We start from the raw sequence: 15,482 nt of genomic DNA on the forward strand, positions 1-15,482 counted from the left end.
CTGGCACGGGTCCCGAACGCGTTCGTGAACCCGTCAGCGATCCAGAGGAACCTCGATGAGGCACCGCGTGTGCCGCGGATCCAGCGCCTCGGCGAGGTGGTCGACGCTCCTCACCCGCACATGCTCCCACCCGTAGGCGCGCGCGAGGGCGGCGAGGTCGACCTGCTGCGGTGTGTACTGCACCCGCCGGAACGCCTCGGGTGCCGCGACGCCCGCCACTTCGAGCGTGTCGAAGATCGTGCCGCCGCCGTCGTTTCCCACCACCAGCTGCACGTGCGGATCGGGCTCGTCGGCGGGCAGGAGGAGGGATCCGGCATCGTGCAGCAGGGTGAGGTCGCCCAGGATCACCCGGGTGACTCCGCTCTGCGCTGCCGCATCGATGCCGATCGCGGTGGCGATGGTGCCGTCGATTCCCGCGAGCCCCCGATTGGCGTGCACACGCACCGCTCGCGGCTCCAGGACGCTGTCGGCCACACGGACGAGACGGGACGATCCGAACATCACGCGATCGGCGGGGCCGCTCGCCCGCCACACCGCGCGCACCAGATCGGCGCGGGAGATCCCGCCCTCGGCCGGGGCCGCCGGAGCGGACCCGCGCAACCAGCGTTCCAACGAGTCTCGATCGCCGCGCGCGGCGTCCCGCAGCTGCTCCACCGTGACGGGGCGTGTGCGGCCGTTGAGGTTCAATCGCTCACCGGTGGCGGGGACGGCCACGATGTCCAGGTCGGCGCGCGACAGGAGCCGGGCGACTTCACGCGTCAGCGTGGGATGGCCGATGACGGCGACCCGCTGGATGGTGTCGGCGAGTTCCGGGGAGCGCAGTGCGGCGCGGTAGTCGGGGACGACGTTTGCGCCCAGGCGGGCGCCGCTGACGATCTCCGCCACCAGGGGCCAGCCCCGCTCCTCTGCGAGCACCGCCGCCTCCGGCCCGGCATCCGCTCCCGCGACCAGGAGCGTGTGCGCGGGAAGATCCCACCCCAGAGCTCCCTCGTCCACAGCGGCGGACTCGGCTCCCCCCGCCGGGTCCGAAGCCGATCCTTCCCCCGACGCCGGCTTCGACCACCACTCGGGGAACGCTCCGGCAAGCGGCTCGCGCACGGGGAGGTTGAGATGCACGGCTCCGGCTGGAGCGCTCGTGGCAGCCCTCCACGCGCGGCGCGCCAGTTCCCGGTACCCGTGGATCTCCGCCGTATCGAACGTCTCCGCCGCTTCGACGGGAACGGGGGCGTCGGTCTCGAACCGGACGAACGCGGAGAACATCCCGGGCTGGGTGGTCGCCTGATTCGCACCGACACCGCGCAGTTCGTGCGGGCGGTCGGCAGTGAGCAGCAGCAGTGGCACGCCGGCATGATGGGCTTCCATGGCGGCCGGCAGGAGGTTGCCCACCGCCGTTCCGCTGGTCACGATGACCGCTGCCGGCCTGCCGCTCTGCCGGCCGATGCCGAGCGCGAGGAAACCGGCCGAACGCTCGTCCACGCGCACGTGCAGGCGTACGCGCCCGCTGCGCTCCAGATCGGCCGCCAGCAGCGCGAGCGCCTGGGAGCGAGATCCCGGGCACAGCACGATGTGCTGAAGTCCCGCGGCGACGAGCTCATCGAGCAGGGCGGCCATCGCCGCCATGGCGGGGGACGCCGTCGGCCCGGCGGCCGTGGGGGCCTCGTCGGGCATCTCAGCCGCGCGCGCCGGAGCGTCCGCGAGAATCGTCGTCGCCATCGGGCGCGGGCGTCTCCGGATCGGCCGGCTTCTCACTCGGCTTCGCCTGAGCCTCTTCGGCGTCGAGGCGGGCGAGTTCCTCTTCCAGACGGCGGATGCGCTCGTCCTGCTCCGCACGCTCGGCTGCGGTCATCCCGCCGATGGTGCCGAGGAACGTCGGGTCGTCGTCGGGCGCGCGGTTGCCCGCCGGAGCCGCGGCCGCACGCCCGCGTCCGATCCAGAACCACAGGACACCGCCGATCACCGGCAGCAGCAGCACAATGACGATCCAGACGGGCTTGGAGACCCCGCGGTGGCGAGCCGGCGGCTGCAGCGCGCAGTCCACCACGCTGATGACCCAGAACAGGACCGCAGCGACCACGACGATGGGAATGAGGCGTGCCACGTCTCCATCCTAGGCAGGTCGAGCGGTGAGCGGGCTGAGGGCCCGTTCAGCGTTCGCCTCTAGACTGTCGGGGTGAAGCTGCCTCCCCTTCTGACGTACACGGTGCTGCGGCTCCTGGCCTTCCTGGTGCCGTTCGGCATCATGATGCTGTTCCCGATCCTGCGGGAGTGGTACTGGCTCTCCGCCATCTTCGCCGCGCTGATCGGTATGAGCCTGTCGATCCTGTTCCTGCGCCGTCCACTCAGCGAGGCGACCGCGAACATGGGCGAACGACGTGCCCGCAAGCGCGGCGTGGCCGACGAGGACATCGAGGACCAGCTCACCGAGGACTGATGTTCAGCCCGCCAATGCCCGGAGTCTTGCTCCGGGCATTTTTCATGGCGACCCGCGGTCCGTGTCGTGGATCCATGACCCCGCGCCGAGTTCATGAGGGATTCAGCGAATGCCTCATACGTTGAGCGCATGATCATGGATTCACGACAGAGCCCACCCGATCACGCCGCGGCGGCGGGGATGCCCCAGAAGGCCCAGAACAGGGCGCCGGCGTAGATGAGAGCCGACAGCGACACCAGGGCGAGCGCGATCACGAGCTCGCCGGGCTTGCGGTACATCCACACGATCACGATGGCGGGGCCCGACGCCAGCAGCGACATGAGCGCGAGCCAGGCGATCGGGTAGAACAGCGCGAGGAATGCGGCGATCAGCAGCGCCAGCACGATCAGCACCGTGAACAGCACCTGGGTGGCGCGCTTGCCGATGCGCACCGTCAGCGTGCGCTTGCCCGCCAGACGATCCTGGTCGATGTCTCGCAGGTTGTTGGCGAGAAGCACCGCGCAGGCCAGGAAGCCGGCGGCGACGGCACCGAACCACGCCTCCTGCGGCAGCATGAGGGCCTGCACCCACGTGGTGCCGAGCGTTGCGACGAGGCCGAAGAACACGAAGACGAAGAGTTCCCCGAGCCCCGCATAGCCGTAGGGGCGCTTGCCGCCGGTGTAGAACCAGGCCGCGACGATGCACACGGCACCCACGGCCAGCAGCCACCACTGCTGGGTGCGGATCACGATGGCGAGACCGGCGAGGGCCGCGAGCGCGAAGAAGGTGAGGGAGACCACGAGCACCGTGCGCGGTTTCGCCTTGCCGGCACCGGTCAGTCGCGCGGGGCCGACGCGGAAGTCGTCCGTGCCGCGGATGCCGTCGCTGTAGTCGTTCGCGTAGTTCACGCCGATCTGCAGCAGCACGGCCACGGCCAGGCACGCGAGCGCGATCACCCAGTGGAAATCGAAGGTGGCCAGCTTCGCCGCACCGGTGCCGATCACGACGGGCGCGATGGCCAGCGGCAGGGTTCGCAGGCGCGCGGCACCCACCCAGTCGCCGAAGGTGGCGGGGGTGACCTGGGCCAGCGGTTTCTTGGCCGGGTTGCCCGATCGGCCGCGGGCGGCGCGGGACTTCTTCGAGGTGCTGCTCACAACCCTCGATCCTATCGACCACGCCGTGGACGATCGATGCGGGCGCTATGGATCAGCCCTGAGCGACCCGTCCCCCGCGTGGAATGCCTCGTCACCTCGCGACAAGAGCGGTGAGCACCCGGCGGTCAGGCTTTCCGGAGGCGAGGAGCGGGATCTCCGCGACCGGCACGATCCGGTCCGGCCGCCCGGCGACGCCCACCTCCGCCTCCACGGTGTCGCGTACACGCGCGAGGGCGTCGGCATGCTCGGCGTGCGCGGTCACCACCACCGGCACCTGCCCCCACCGTTCGTGATCCGCCCCCACGACGACCACGTCCTCGAACCCGGGAATTGCGCGGACCACGCGCTCGACGCGATCCAGCGACACGTTCACGCCGCCCGAGATGATGACGTTGTCCAGTCGTCCGGTGATGCTGAGGACGCCGTCGTCGGTGAGCTCACCCGCATCCCCCGTGCGGTACCAGCGGATGCCGTCGGCGTCGGTGAGGAACACTGCGTCGGTGCGTTCCGGCTCGCCGAGATAACCATCGGCGAGCGTCGGTCCGGCCACCTGCAGCTCTCCATCCACGATGCGCAGGCTCACGCGATCCAGGGCACGGCCGTCGTACACGCAGCCACCGCTGGTCTCCGTCGACCCGTAGGTCCGCACGATTCGCCAGCCTTCTTCGCGGGCGCGTTCCAGCAGCGCCGGCGCGACGGCCTGACCACCCACGAGCATGGCCCGAAACGATCGCCCGGTGCCCGCGACCGCCGGATCGTCCGCGGCGTCGAGCAGCGTCTGCAGCTGCGCCGGCACCAGCGACACGAAACGCGGCACCGGCGCTCCGTCGGCCGTCGCGTGCATCCGCCCCGCGGTGTCCACGAACGCGTCGGGACTGAAGTGACCGTCGAGCACCACGGGATCGTGACCCTGCACCAGCGACCGGATGATCACCTGCAGTCCGGCGACATAGGTAGGAGGAAGCGTCAGCATCCACTCCCCCGCACCGAGCCGGTCGGCGGTGGCCATCGCGGAAGCCGTGAGCGCCGATCGCGACAGGATCACGCTCTTGGGCACTCCGCTGGATCCCGACGTGGTCACCACGGCGATGGTGCCCGCCGGCAGTACGGCGTCGTCGGCCACCGGAGCCCCGAGCGCCAGCACGGGACCCGTGCCGTTCATCGCACAGCGCGCCGCGGTGACGACCTGGGCCGCCGGGGTGGCTGAGGGGAGGAAGAGCGCGGACATCAGTAGTGGTAGGGGAAGGCGGACCAGTCCGGATCGCGCTTCTCCAGGAAGCTGTCGCGTCCTTCCACGGCTTCATCGGTGCCGTACGCGAGCCGCGTGGCCTCACCGGCGAAGACCTGCTGGCCCACCATGCCGTCGTCGACCGCGTTGAACGCGAACTTCAGCATGCGGATCGCCGTGGGCGACTTCCCGAGAATGGTCCGTGCCATCGCGATGGCCTCGCGCTCGAGATCGGCGTGATCGACGACACGGTTGACGGCGCCGATCTCGTACGCGCGCTGAGCGGAATACTCCTCGGCGAGGAAGAACACCTCGCGCGCCACTTTCTGCCCCACCTGCCGCGCCATGTACGCCGAGCCGTAGCCGGCGTCGAACGAGCCCACATCGGCGTCGGTCTGCTTGAAACGACCGTGCTCCCGAGAGGCGATCGAGAGGTCGCAGACGATGTGCAGGGAGTGACCGCCGCCTGCGGCCCATCCCGGGATCACCGCGATGACGACCTTGGGCATGAAGCGGATCAGGCGCTGCACCTCGAGGATGTGCAGGCGCCCCGCGCGTGCGGGATCGTGCACGGCGGTCTCGTCCTCCGAGTACTTGTAGCCGTCGCGACCACGGATGCGCTGGTCGCCGCCGGAGCAGAACGCCCAGCCACCATCCTTGGCGGACGGACCATTGCCGGTGAGCAGCACCACGCCGATCCGCGGGTCCTGACGCGCGATGTCCAGCGCCCGGTACAGCTCGTCGACCGTATGAGGACGAAACGCATTGCGCACCTGCGGCCGGTCGAAGGCGATGCGCGCGATGCGGCCGTCGACGGACGTGTGGGCGGTGATGTCGGTGTAGTCGGCGGCGCCGGGGGCAAGGACCCACGCCTCCGGGTCGAAGATGTCCGAGACGTTCGGCAGCGCACTCATGCCTCCAGCCTATTGCGCGCCTCCCGCGCGATGCGCCCCGCCGCTCAGCCCCCAGCCGCCGGTGCCAGGAACAGTCTCACCACCCGGCAGGACAGCCACGCCAGCACAGCCAGCTGGACACGACGCACTGGTCTCATGCTCGGCAGCGCAACAGCACCGTCGCTGCCGGATGGGGGACCGTCCGCCGAACTGGTCTCATGTTCGGCGCCACAACAGCACCAAAACCACCGAAGGTGAGACCACCGGCCGAGCCGGTCCCATATTCGGCGCCACAACAGCACCAAAACCACCGAAGGTGAGACCACCGGCCGGGAGCACGGCGATGCGCGCCGCGCCCGCCCGCCCGCCGCGCCCGCCCGCCGGCACCCGCTCGCGCGGCGGCACCCGCTCGCGCGGCGATCTGCGTTGCGGAGCCCGACACCGGGGGCAGAATGGGGGGCATGATGCTGCCACCGCTGGCCGAGGTCCTGGACACGATGCGCGTGGTCACCCTGCCGATGGCGGTGCGCTTTCGCGGAGTGGACCTGCGCGAAGTCGCCCTCTTCGAAGGACCAGCGGGCTGGACGGAATTCTCACCCTTCCTGGAGTACGACGACGCGGAGGCATCGTCGTGGCTGGCCGGCGCGCTGGATTTCGGCTGGCACGTCGCTCCCCCGCCGCGGCGGGACCTGGTGCCGGTGAACGCCACGGTCCCCGCGGTACCCGCTTCAGAGGTCGCCGCCGTGCTCGCGCGCTTCGACGGCTGCCGCACGGCGAAGGTGAAGGTGGCCGAGCGAGGCCAGTCGCTCGCCGACGACGTCGAACGCGTCCGCGCCGTGCGTGCCGAGATGGGCCCCGAGGGGCGTATCCGCGTCGATGCGAACGCCGGGTGGAACGTGGATGAAGCGGAGCGCGCGATCCACGCGCTCGCCGAATACGACCTGGAGTACGTGGAGCAGCCGTGTGCCACCGTGGCCGAGCTGGCCGATGTCCGTCGGCGGGTGAAGTACGCCGGCATCCTGATCGCCGCCGACGAGAGTGTGCGCAAGGCGGAGGATCCGATCGCCGTGGCGCGGGCGAAAGCCGCCGACGTGCTCATCGTGAAGGCGCAACCGCTCGGCGGCATCCGGCGGGCGCTGGACGTGGTCGCCCAGGCCGGACTTCCGGCGGTCGTCTCCAGCGCACTGGACTCGGCGATCGGGATCGGCATGGGCGCGGCACTCGCCGCGGCGCTGCCGAATCTCGACTTCGACTGCGGCCTCGGCACCGCCTCCCTGCTGCGCGACGACGTGGCCGATGCCCGTCCGCGTGAGGGCGTCCTTCCCGCGGGGCGGGTGGTGCCGGAAGCGGGCGCGCTGCAGCGGCTCGCGGCCGACGCCGGGCGCGCGCTCTGGTGGCGCGAACGCGTCACCCGCTGCTATCGCCTGCTGGAGAGCTGAACCACACGCGTCACGCGGTTGTGATGATCACCGGCTCATCGAGCGCGGCCCCTAGCCGCGACCGGTGGTCTGCGAAGCGACGAGCGCCGCGATGATCGCCACCGTACGCCGGCAGACCTGATCGGCCAGATCCTCCTGATCGCGGCGCTCGATCACAGCCTGAACGCTGGTGCCCTCCCAGATGAACATCACCATCTGCGCGAGCTCGGCGGGCTGCATCGACAGTTGCAGCCCGGTCCCCCGCGCGATGTCGCCGACGATGCCCTCGACGCGCTCCTCCATGCCGTGCTGCCAGGCGAGATACGCCTGCGCAGCACGCTCGTCGCGCATCGCGCGGGTACGGAACTCGTTCATCAGGCGCACGGCGACGGGTTCGTCGACGATCACGTCCAGGATGCGGCCGAGCAGCTCCTCCACGGCCATGTCGCGCAGGCCCTCGGACTCCAGGGAGCGCACCCGCTCGCTCACCGCGAGGAGCTTGCGATCGGAGACCGCGGACACCAGCGCGAAGAACAGGTCGTCCTTCGACTCGAAGTTCGAGTAGAACGCACCGCGGGTGAAGCCGGCGCGCTCGGTGATCATCTCCACGGACGCCGCGTCGACGCCGATCTCGCCGAACACCTCGGCGGCCGCCTCGAACAGCCGGGCACGGGTGTTCCCCCGGCTGCGTCCGGTCTTCGTCTCGCCCGTCACGTCATTGTTCGGGCCGTCGACCTCGTCGCGCATGCATCTCCTTCTCGAACTCCCAGTCTCACATCCCCCGTTCAGAAACAGCGGACGAAATCGGGTTACGATACATAACTGTATCCGATACACAACTGTATCGAACCTGATCGCTGGAGGCTCTCGAGTGTCGACCCTGCTCTACTCCCTCGGCCGCTGGTCGTACCGTCACCCGTGGCGGGTTCTCATCGCCTGGCTGCTCGTTCTGGGCATCGCCGGCGGCGGCGCGATGCTGAACAAGGGCACGGACAACTCGTTCTCGATTCCCGGCACGGAGTCGCAGGCCGGGCTCGAGCAGCTCTCACGCACGTTCCCGCAGGTGAGCGGAACCAACGCGCAGTTCATCGCGGCGGTTCCCGACGGCTCCGACATCGAGACCTACAAGCCGCAGATCGAGGCGACCATCGCCGAACTGGAGAAGCTGGACGGCGTCCTCGCCGTCACCGACCCGTTCGGCGAGACGGTGGACGGCCTCATCGCCGATGACGGGTCCGCCGCCATCGTGCAGCTCCAGTTCGACGGTCAGGCCACCGACGTCCCGCAGCAGACGAAGGACGACCTCACAAGCATCACAGCGGATCTGCGCACCGAGCTTCCGGACGGCTCGGACGTGCTCCTCGGCGGCGACCTCTTCGCCGTCTCCATCCCCGCGATCTCCATCACCGAGGGCGTCGGGCTGCTGATCGCGCTGCTCGTGCTGATCGTGACGTTCCGGTCGTTCGTGGTGGCGGGACTTCCGCTCCTGACAGCGATCCTGGGCGTCGGCATCTCCATGGCGGCCATCTTCATCGCCACCCTCTTCACCTCCATCTCCTCCACCACCCCGCTGCTGGCCCTGATGCTGGGTCTCGCCGTCGGCATCGACTATTCGCTGTTCATCGTGTCGCGACATCAGGATCAGGTCAGAGCGGGAGCCGACCCCGAGGAGTCCGCCGCGCAGGCCACCGGCACGGCCGGTTCCGCCGTGGTGTTCGCCGGCATCACCGTGCTCATCGCCCTCATCGGCCTCGGTTTCGCCGGCGTGCCGTTCCTCACCACGATGGGAATCGCCGCCTCCGGCGCCGTGCTCATCGGAATGTGCCTCGCCATCACCATGACGCCCGCGCTGCTCGGCTTCGTCAAGGGCAAGGTGGCGGGTCGTCCGCCGCGCAAGCCCCGCCCACGCAGCCGCACCTTCTCCGCGCGCTGGGTGCGCCTGGTCACGCGCCACCCCGTCATCACCACGGTCGCCGTGGTGGTCGGACTCGGCGTCGTGGCGATCCCCTCCGGAAGCCTCGCGCTCGCGCTGCCGAATGCCGGAGTCCTCCCGCATTCATCCGAGGCGCGGCAGAGCTACGACCTCGTGGCCGAGAAGTTCGGCCCTGGCTTCAACGGCCCGCTCATCGTCACCGGCACCATCGTCACCTCCACCGATCCGCTGGGCCTGATGGAGGACCTCGCCGACGAGATCCGCGATCTCCCCGGCGTCAAGGCGGTCCCGCTGGCCACGCCGAACATGACGGCGGACACCGGCATCGTGCAAGTCATCCCGACGACGGCACCCGACGATCCCGTCACCGCCGACCTGGTGCGCGAGCTGCGCTCGCACCACGACGAGTGGAAGGACACGTACGGCATCGACGTGTCGGTGACCGGGTTCACGGCCGTAGCCATCGACATCTCCGACAAGCTGGGCGCGGCGCTCCTGCCCTTCGGCGTGTTCGTGGTGGGTCTGTCGTTCATCCTGCTGATGATCGTGTTCCGCTCCATCTGGGTGCCGCTGAAGGCCACCGTGGGCTATCTGCTGAGCGTTCTCGCCGCGTTCGGCGTGGTCAGCGCGGTCTTCGAGTGGGGATGGCTGGCCGATGCCCTCCACGTGGCGAAGGTCGGCCCCGTGATCTCCTTCATGCCCATCGTCCTGATGGGGGTGCTCTTCGGTCTGGCAATGGATTACGAGGTGTTCCTGGTCTCCCGTATGCGCGAGGACTTCGTGCACGCCACCCGGTTCCGCCGGGCGGATCGCGCCATTGCCATCGCCTCCGTTCGCAGCGGGTTCTCCGCCTCGGCGCGCGTGGTGACCGCGGCCGCACTGATCATGTTCGCGGTGTTCGTGGCCTTCGTCCCCGAGGGCGACTCGTCGATCAAGCCCATCGCTCTCGGCCTCGCGGTCGGTATCGCGGTGGACGCCTTCCTCATCCGCATGACCCTGACCCCGGCCATCATGGCGCTGCTCGGCGACAAGGCGTGGTGGTTCCCGCGCTGCCTCGACCGGCTGCTTCCCCACTTCGACATCGAGGGCGAGGCGGTCGTCCGGGAGAAGGAGCTCGAGCAGTGGCCGTCGCCCGATTCCACCGCGGTGATCGCCGCGCAGGATCTCGCCGTGCGCGACGAGGATGCGGAGCTCTACTCCGGTGTCAGCTTCCAGGTGGAGGCGGATGACACTCTCCTCGTGAGCGGGGCGGGCGACCGTGCCGTGCTGCTGACGATCGCGGGCCGTCTGGCTCCGACGGACGGGATCGTGAAGGTGCTCGGGCGCCTGCTTCCGGCCCGCGGATCGTGGGTGCGCTCCAACGTGGGCGTCGCGCTCCTCGCCGATGCCGCCGATCCGCTGCGCGCACTGCGCGCGGCCTTCTCCGGCGGCACGCGCCTGGTGGTGATCGACGGCCTGGACGCCCTCTCCGCCGCCGCCCGTGAGCAGGCGGCCGCGACGATCCGCGACGCGGGGCTGCGCGCCGCACGCGCCGGTCATTCCCTCACCCTCGCCGCCTCCGGCGGCCAGTACCCCGCCGCCGTCGCCGACGTGCTCCTGCGGGCAGACCGGTCCCGCCCGGTCACCGTCGAACTCGCATCCGTCCGCTCCACCCGTGAGGTGATCGCATGACCCTTCCCATCGAACGAGCCGCCACCCGGCGCCGGGTCACCTGGCTGACCGTCATCGGGGTGATCCTGCTCCCGGTCCTCATCGGCGGTGTTCTCGTCGCCGCGCTGTGGAACCCGACCGAGAGGCTCGACAACATCCGTGCCGCGATCGTGAACGAGGACTCCCCCGTCACGCTCAACGGGCAGACCGTGCCGCTGGGGCGCCAGCTCACCGCCGGGCTGGTGGAGGGATCCGACGACGTCGACAGCAACATCGACTGGGTGATCTCCAACGCGGACGACGCGAAGTCCGGCCTCGCAGACGGCACCTACGACGCCGCGATCACCATCCCGGAGAACTTCTCGGCCGCCGCCACCTCCACCGCGGGCGACAACCCAGAGCAGGCGAAGATCGAGGTGACCACGTCGCCGGACGCCAAGGTGTTCGATGCCACCATCACCAACCAGATCGCCACGATCGCCTCCGGCAGCATGGGCGAGATGCTCTCGAAGAACTACCTCGAGAACGTGCTCCTGGGCTTCACCACACTGAACGAACAGCTGGGCACGGCGGCGGACGGCGCCACCGAGCTCGCCGACGGAACGCGGCAGAGCGCGGACGGCACCCGGCAGCTGGCCGACGGAGCGACCACGCTCGCGGACGGCATCGGGCAGCTGGACAGCGGTGCGCAGCAACTCTCGAGCGGAGCGGCGACCGCGGCGGACGGCACCCATCAGCTCGCCGACGGCGCCGGTCAGCTCGCCTCCGGCCTCAACCAGCTCGCCCCGGGTGCCACCCAGCTCGCCGATGGCGCCGCGGCGTCCGCGACGGGCGCGCAGGGACTTGCACAGGGCGCCGGTCAGCTCACCGAGGGTCTCAGCGCCCTGGCGCCGGGTGCCCGCGGCATCGCCACGGGCGCATCCGACCTCTCGGGTGGCGTGAAGACGTACACCGACGGGGTGTCGGCTGTGCTCGGCGCGCTTCCCCAGATCTCCGCCGGAGCCGGACAGCTGCGGGACGGCATCGGGACGCTGGCGGACGAGATCCGCGCCAACGCGGAGACCATGCGCTCCTCCGCGCTGCTTCCCGACGAGCTGCTGACCAACGCCAGCGATGCGGCCGCCACGACGGCGTCCGTCGCGACGCAGATCGGCGACGCCGCCCAGACGCTGGGCGCCGCGGCGCAGTCGTGCGCTGTGGCGCACGGGCAGACCGATGCCTCGTGCATCGCCCTCGCGCAGCAGGCGCAGGCGCTCGGTGCACTCGCCACCGGAGACGCGACCACGGCCGCAACGCAGGCAGGCACCGCCTCGGCGTACGCCCAGGGCACGGCGCAGGCTCTGCCGGGGACCATCGCGGACCAGCTCGTCGCGCTCGGTGACGCGATCGACACGACGCCCGGCCCCGACGGCTCACCCAACCTCGCTCAGGGGGCCACCGCACTCGCCTCGGGCATCGACACCCTCATCACCCAGGCGACACCGCTCGACCAGGGCGGCAAGGAACTGGCCGCAGGCGCCGCGGCCCTCGCGTCGGGCGCCGCCTCGGTGGCCGATGGCGTGGACGCGACCGCGACCGGTGCTTCCTCGCTCGCCTCGGGCTCATCCCAGCTGGCGTCCGGCATTCAGCAGCTCTCCGACGGCGCCTCAGGGCTGTCCCTCGGTCTCGGGCAGACGCAGATAGGCGCAGGTTCCCTCGCCTCCGGCACCAGCGCGCTGGCCGACGGAGCTGACCAGCTGGCGTCCGGCGCCTCCGCGCTGAGCGACGGCGTCGGGCAGACGGCGGACGGCGCAACCACGCTGGCAGAAGGAACCACCACGCTCGCCGACGGCAGCACGAAGCTGGCGGACGGCAGTGCCGGCCTGGCGGACGGGCTCCAGGACGCCGTGAAGCAGATCCCGAGCTACAGCGAACAGCAGCGCACGGATCTGGCCACCGTGGTGGCGAACCCGGTGGTCACCGAGGGCACCGGCTCGAACATGTTCGGAGACTCCGCCATCCCGCTGCTGGCCGTTTTCGCGCTCTGGTTCGGTGGCCTCGCCTCGTACATCGCCATGCAGGCACGCACGGCGCGCACGCTTGCGGAGCGTCGCCCGTCGGTCGTGCTCACCCTCCGGGCGCTGATTCCGGGTGCCCTGATCGGTGCTGTGCAGGGCGTGCTCATCGCCGGCGTGGTCCAGTTCGTCGCGAAGTACGACGTCGGCGAGTGGTTCGCGTTCGCGGGTGTCGCAGCCCTCGCCGGCATCGCCTTCGCCGCCGTCAACCAGGCGCTGGTCGCCCTGTTCGGCGGCGCCGGGCGCTGGATCTCGGCGATCGTCGGCGTCCTGTTCTTCGCCACCGGTGTGGTCTCCACCACCCCCGGATTCCTGGACGCGGTCGCCGGAGTGCTTCCGACGGCACCGGCGTATCAGGGTCTGCTCGCTCTGGTGACGCCCGCGGGCGGCTTCGGCGCCGCTCTGACGGCCCTTGTGATCTGGACGGTGCTGTCCATCGTCGTGACCACCGCGTCCATCGCACGCCGGCGCTTCACGTCGGTTCGGGCGCTGCAGGCCGGAGCCTGATCCGACACAACACAGCGGCCCCGGCGGATCACTCCGCCGGGGCCGCTGTGTTGTGTCAGGTTCCCGGGGTGCCGCGGTCAGCGGCCGAGGGCCGCCAGCACGTCGGTGAGCGCCGAGGCATCGCCGACGTTGCCTGGCACCACGACATACAGCCGCGGGTCCCCCTCGGCGGAGACGAGATCCCAGACCGAGACGCCGGGAATCACCTGGCCGCGCACCTCGGCACGCGTGGCGCCGACGCCCGTGCGCGCCAGCTCTGCGGAGGTGATCCCGCCCTTCGCAACGACGGCTTCCACCTCCGGGACGAGAGCGCGGACGGCGACGGTGAGCGCCTGCATGACGAGCTCGCCGTGACGCAACGTGTTGTGCTCAGGACGCCGGTGTCGCTCGGTGGACACGACCGCGAGGCCGCCCTGCGCGAGCTGCTCTCGGGCGCGATCGGCCGCGGCGAGTCCCGCTGCCACCGGATCGGCGAAGGCGTCCGCCGTGGGGATGACGACGGCGAGACCGTGGATGGCCGCGACGGCGTCGAGCTGTGCGGTCGCGCCCGCGGTGTGGGAACCGCAGGCCAGCAGGGTCGGCACCGGCAACGGGATCAGTGGACGAGGGAGTAATCCGTCGCTCTCGACGCCCGCGAGCGCGGCGGCCAGCGGCGAGGCGCTGCGGACCACCACCGAGCGGCCGGCACGGCGCACCACGGCGATGGCCCGGGCGATCTCGCGGATGTCGTCGTCAGTGAGGGCGTCGGGTAGCACCACGGCGCCGGCCGGAGCCGTGGCGATGGCGGAGGCCACGCCACCGGCGCGCACCGTCTCCAGATCCACGAGCACGGAGGGACGTCCGGACTTCTCGGCAACGTAGTCGGCGAGCACCCCGGACGAGAATGGGAACACCGGATCATCGGCGTACTCCGTCTCATGCGCGGGCAGGTCCTGATCGCCGATGCGCACCCGATGGACACCGTCCAGCGTGGTGCGGCCACCCGCGGGGAAAGCCGGGCTGAACACGATGACAGCGTCCTCGTCGAGGAACTGCTCGGTCTCCGCGAAGACGTGCCCGCGCAGCGTCGAGTCTCCGCGCAGGACGAACTGCAGGTCCTCACCGAGGCTTGCTGCGGCGCTCCTGGCCGCGTCGCGAACGTCCGACACCAGTGCGATCGCGGCTTCCTCGTCAATCGCACGGGAGTTCGTCTGCACGTACACGCTGTCCGCCCGGGAGAGCGCCTCGCGCAGCAGGTCCGCGTCGTACTGCAGGAGCACGGTCACCCCGGACGCCGACTGGGTCCCGGTCGGGTCGTCGTCCAGCACCACGGTCTTCATGATCCGCTCCTCTCGCGATAGGTCTCGATCACGCTGGAGTCGTCGCGGCCGCGCAGGCCCGCGGCATCCGCGCGGAGGAATCTCTCACGGGCAGCGGCCAGCACGGGCAGCGAGATGCCGGCGGCATCGGCCGCATCGGCGACGAGTCCGGTGTCTTTCACGAAGATGCCGATCTGGCTGAGCACCGGGGCATCCTCCCCCTGCAGCATGCGCGGTCCACGATCGGCGAGCATGAACGACGCAGCCGCACCCCCGCCCACGACGTCGAGCACGAAAGCGGGGTCCAGTCCCAGCCGTTCCGCCAGGGCCAGTGCTTCGGCGGCGGCGACGATATGAACCGCGCAGAGGTGTTGATTCACCACCTTGACCGCCTGCCCGTCCCCGATAGCGGCCCCGACCACGCGCACGGCGCCCATGGCATCCAGGACCGGCGCGACGGCCGCGATGTGCTCGCTCTCGCCCGCAACGAAGAGGAAGAGCTCGCCCGTGGCCGCGCGCGCCACGCCACCGCTCACCGGCGCATCCACGACCCGCGCACCGGCACCGGCCAGCCGCTCGGCCTGCGCGCGGACGGCGTCGGGACCGACCGTGGACATGACGATCCAGTGCGATCCCGTGATCTCTGCTCCGGCGAGGGCCGCATCCACCACGGCGGCGAGCTGCTCAGCGGTTGCCACCATGACGACGGCGACATCGACGACGCCGGCGTCCGCGATGGAGGCCACGGCACGCAAGCCCGCCGCTGCCGCACGCTCTCGTCCTTCCGGTGACGCTTCGACGCCGACGACGTCGAAGCCGGCTCGGGCGATGCTGCGGGCCATCGGCAGCCCGATGGCTCCGAGGCCGATGAAGACGGTCTTCGATGACATGCGTTCCTCCTGTCGAAGAGTACGGGGCGCGTACCATCCGGTACGCG

Annotated in this window: 12 protein-coding genes; 4 read left to right on the forward strand and 8 right to left on the reverse strand. The window is 70.5% G+C overall.

Features of this window, described 5'->3' with window-relative positions:
- Positions 1–33: 33 nt before the first annotated feature.
- Positions 34–1,713: a 2-succinyl-5-enolpyruvyl-6-hydroxy-3-cyclohexene-1-carboxylic-acid synthase gene (gene menD / locus ACIQJ5_RS12335; protein ID WP_402844314.1), complete on the reverse strand. Its 1,680-nt coding sequence runs from the start codon at positions 1,711–1,713 to the stop codon at positions 34–36.
- Positions 1,670–2,098, reverse strand: coding sequence for a PLD nuclease N-terminal domain-containing protein (locus tag ACIQJ5_RS12340; RefSeq protein ID WP_231091662.1), 429 nt, complete (start codon positions 2,096–2,098; stop codon positions 1,670–1,672). Before ACIQJ5_RS12340 ends, menD begins: the two co-directional genes overlap by 44 nt.
- A gap of 72 nt (positions 2,099–2,170) precedes the next feature.
- On the opposite strand from ACIQJ5_RS12340, the gene ACIQJ5_RS12345 reads away from it, so the two are divergent.
- Positions 2,171–2,431: a DUF4229 domain-containing protein gene (locus ACIQJ5_RS12345; RefSeq protein WP_231091660.1), complete on the forward strand. Its 261-nt coding sequence runs from the start codon at positions 2,171–2,173 to the stop codon at positions 2,429–2,431.
- 161 nt (positions 2,432–2,592) lie between these two features.
- Here ACIQJ5_RS12345 and ACIQJ5_RS12350 read toward each other — a convergent pair whose 3' ends face one another.
- The 3 genes from ACIQJ5_RS12350 to ACIQJ5_RS12360 all read right to left on the reverse strand — a co-directional run bounded on the left by ACIQJ5_RS12350 (position 2,593) and on the right by ACIQJ5_RS12360 (position 5,706).
- Positions 2,593–3,564, reverse strand: coding sequence for a 1,4-dihydroxy-2-naphthoate polyprenyltransferase (locus ACIQJ5_RS12350; protein WP_372459800.1), 972 nt, complete (start codon positions 3,562–3,564; stop codon positions 2,593–2,595).
- A 91-nt stretch (positions 3,565–3,655) separates the two neighbouring features.
- Positions 3,656–4,792, reverse strand: coding sequence for an AMP-binding protein (locus tag ACIQJ5_RS12355; protein WP_402844320.1), 1,137 nt, complete (start codon positions 4,790–4,792; stop codon positions 3,656–3,658).
- Complete coding sequence (locus ACIQJ5_RS12360; protein WP_402844323.1) at positions 4,792–5,706, reverse strand: 1,4-dihydroxy-2-naphthoyl-CoA synthase; 915 nt, start codon at positions 5,704–5,706, stop codon at positions 4,792–4,794. The genes ACIQJ5_RS12355 and ACIQJ5_RS12360 overlap by 1 nt, the downstream gene beginning before the upstream one ends.
- A gap of 443 nt (positions 5,707–6,149) precedes the next feature.
- Here ACIQJ5_RS12360 and ACIQJ5_RS12365 point away from each other — a divergent pair, with 443 nt between their 5' ends.
- Positions 6,150–7,124, forward strand: coding sequence for an o-succinylbenzoate synthase (locus ACIQJ5_RS12365; RefSeq protein ID WP_372459802.1), 975 nt, complete (start codon positions 6,150–6,152; stop codon positions 7,122–7,124).
- Between the two features lie 51 nt (positions 7,125–7,175).
- On the opposite strand, the gene ACIQJ5_RS12370 is transcribed toward ACIQJ5_RS12365, so the two are convergent.
- On the reverse strand, positions 7,176–7,850 hold the full coding sequence (locus tag ACIQJ5_RS12370) for a TetR/AcrR family transcriptional regulator (protein ID WP_231091655.1): 675 nt from the start codon (positions 7,848–7,850) through the stop codon (positions 7,176–7,178).
- Positions 7,851–7,974: 124 nt separating this feature from the next.
- On the opposite strand from ACIQJ5_RS12370, the gene ACIQJ5_RS12375 reads away from it, so the two are divergent.
- Positions 7,975–10,707 (forward strand): MMPL family transporter, encoded by a 2,733-nt coding sequence (locus ACIQJ5_RS12375; RefSeq protein ID WP_402844326.1) that lies wholly within the window; start codon positions 7,975–7,977, stop codon positions 10,705–10,707.
- Positions 10,704–13,247: a YhgE/Pip family protein gene (locus tag ACIQJ5_RS12380; RefSeq protein WP_402844329.1), complete on the forward strand. Its 2,544-nt coding sequence runs from the start codon at positions 10,704–10,706 to the stop codon at positions 13,245–13,247. Before ACIQJ5_RS12375 ends, ACIQJ5_RS12380 begins: the two co-directional genes overlap by 4 nt.
- A gap of 77 nt (positions 13,248–13,324) precedes the next feature.
- Here ACIQJ5_RS12380 and ACIQJ5_RS12385 read toward each other — a convergent pair whose 3' ends face one another.
- Both ACIQJ5_RS12385 and ACIQJ5_RS12390 read right to left on the reverse strand, forming a co-directional pair.
- Positions 13,325–14,566 carry a four-carbon acid sugar kinase family protein gene (locus tag ACIQJ5_RS12385; protein WP_402844331.1) on the reverse strand — a complete coding sequence of 414 codons (1,242 nt, stop codon included), beginning with the start codon at positions 14,564–14,566 and terminating at the stop codon, positions 13,325–13,327.
- Positions 14,563–15,435: an NAD(P)-dependent oxidoreductase gene (locus ACIQJ5_RS12390; RefSeq protein WP_402844333.1), complete on the reverse strand. Its 873-nt coding sequence runs from the start codon at positions 15,433–15,435 to the stop codon at positions 14,563–14,565. Before ACIQJ5_RS12390 ends, ACIQJ5_RS12385 begins: the two co-directional genes overlap by 4 nt.
- Positions 15,436–15,482 lie beyond the last annotated feature (47 nt).

The organism is Microbacterium sp. GXS0129, assembly GCF_044769785.1.
GTDB classification, from domain to species: domain Bacteria; phylum Actinomycetota; class Actinomycetes; order Actinomycetales; family Microbacteriaceae; genus Microbacterium; species Microbacterium nymphoidis.

What these genes read in the sequence shown, in the direction of transcription:
- menD (WP_402844314.1), bottom strand. Translation starts at nt 1,713, where the DNA reads ATGGCGACGACGATTCTCGCGGACGCTCCGGCGCGCGCGGCTGAGATG.
- ACIQJ5_RS12355 (WP_402844320.1), bottom strand. Translation starts at nt 4,792, where the DNA reads ATGTCCGCGCTCTTCCTCCCCTCAGCCACCCCGGCGGCCCAGGTCGTC.
- ACIQJ5_RS12360 (WP_402844323.1), bottom strand. Translation starts at nt 5,706, where the DNA reads ATGAGTGCGCTGCCGAACGTCTCGGACATCTTCGACCCGGAGGCGTGG.
- ACIQJ5_RS12365 (WP_372459802.1), top strand. Translation starts at nt 6,150, where the DNA reads ATGCTGCCACCGCTGGCCGAGGTCCTGGACACGATGCGCGTGGTCACC.
- ACIQJ5_RS12370 (WP_231091655.1), bottom strand. Translation starts at nt 7,850, where the DNA reads ATGCGCGACGAGGTCGACGGCCCGAACAATGACGTGACGGGCGAGACG.
- ACIQJ5_RS12380 (WP_402844329.1), top strand. Translation starts at nt 10,704, where the DNA reads ATGACCCTTCCCATCGAACGAGCCGCCACCCGGCGCCGGGTCACCTGG.
- ACIQJ5_RS12385 (WP_402844331.1), bottom strand. Translation starts at nt 14,566, where the DNA reads ATGAAGACCGTGGTGCTGGACGACGACCCGACCGGGACCCAGTCGGCG.
- ACIQJ5_RS12390 (WP_402844333.1), bottom strand. Translation starts at nt 15,435, where the DNA reads ATGTCATCGAAGACCGTCTTCATCGGCCTCGGAGCCATCGGGCTGCCG.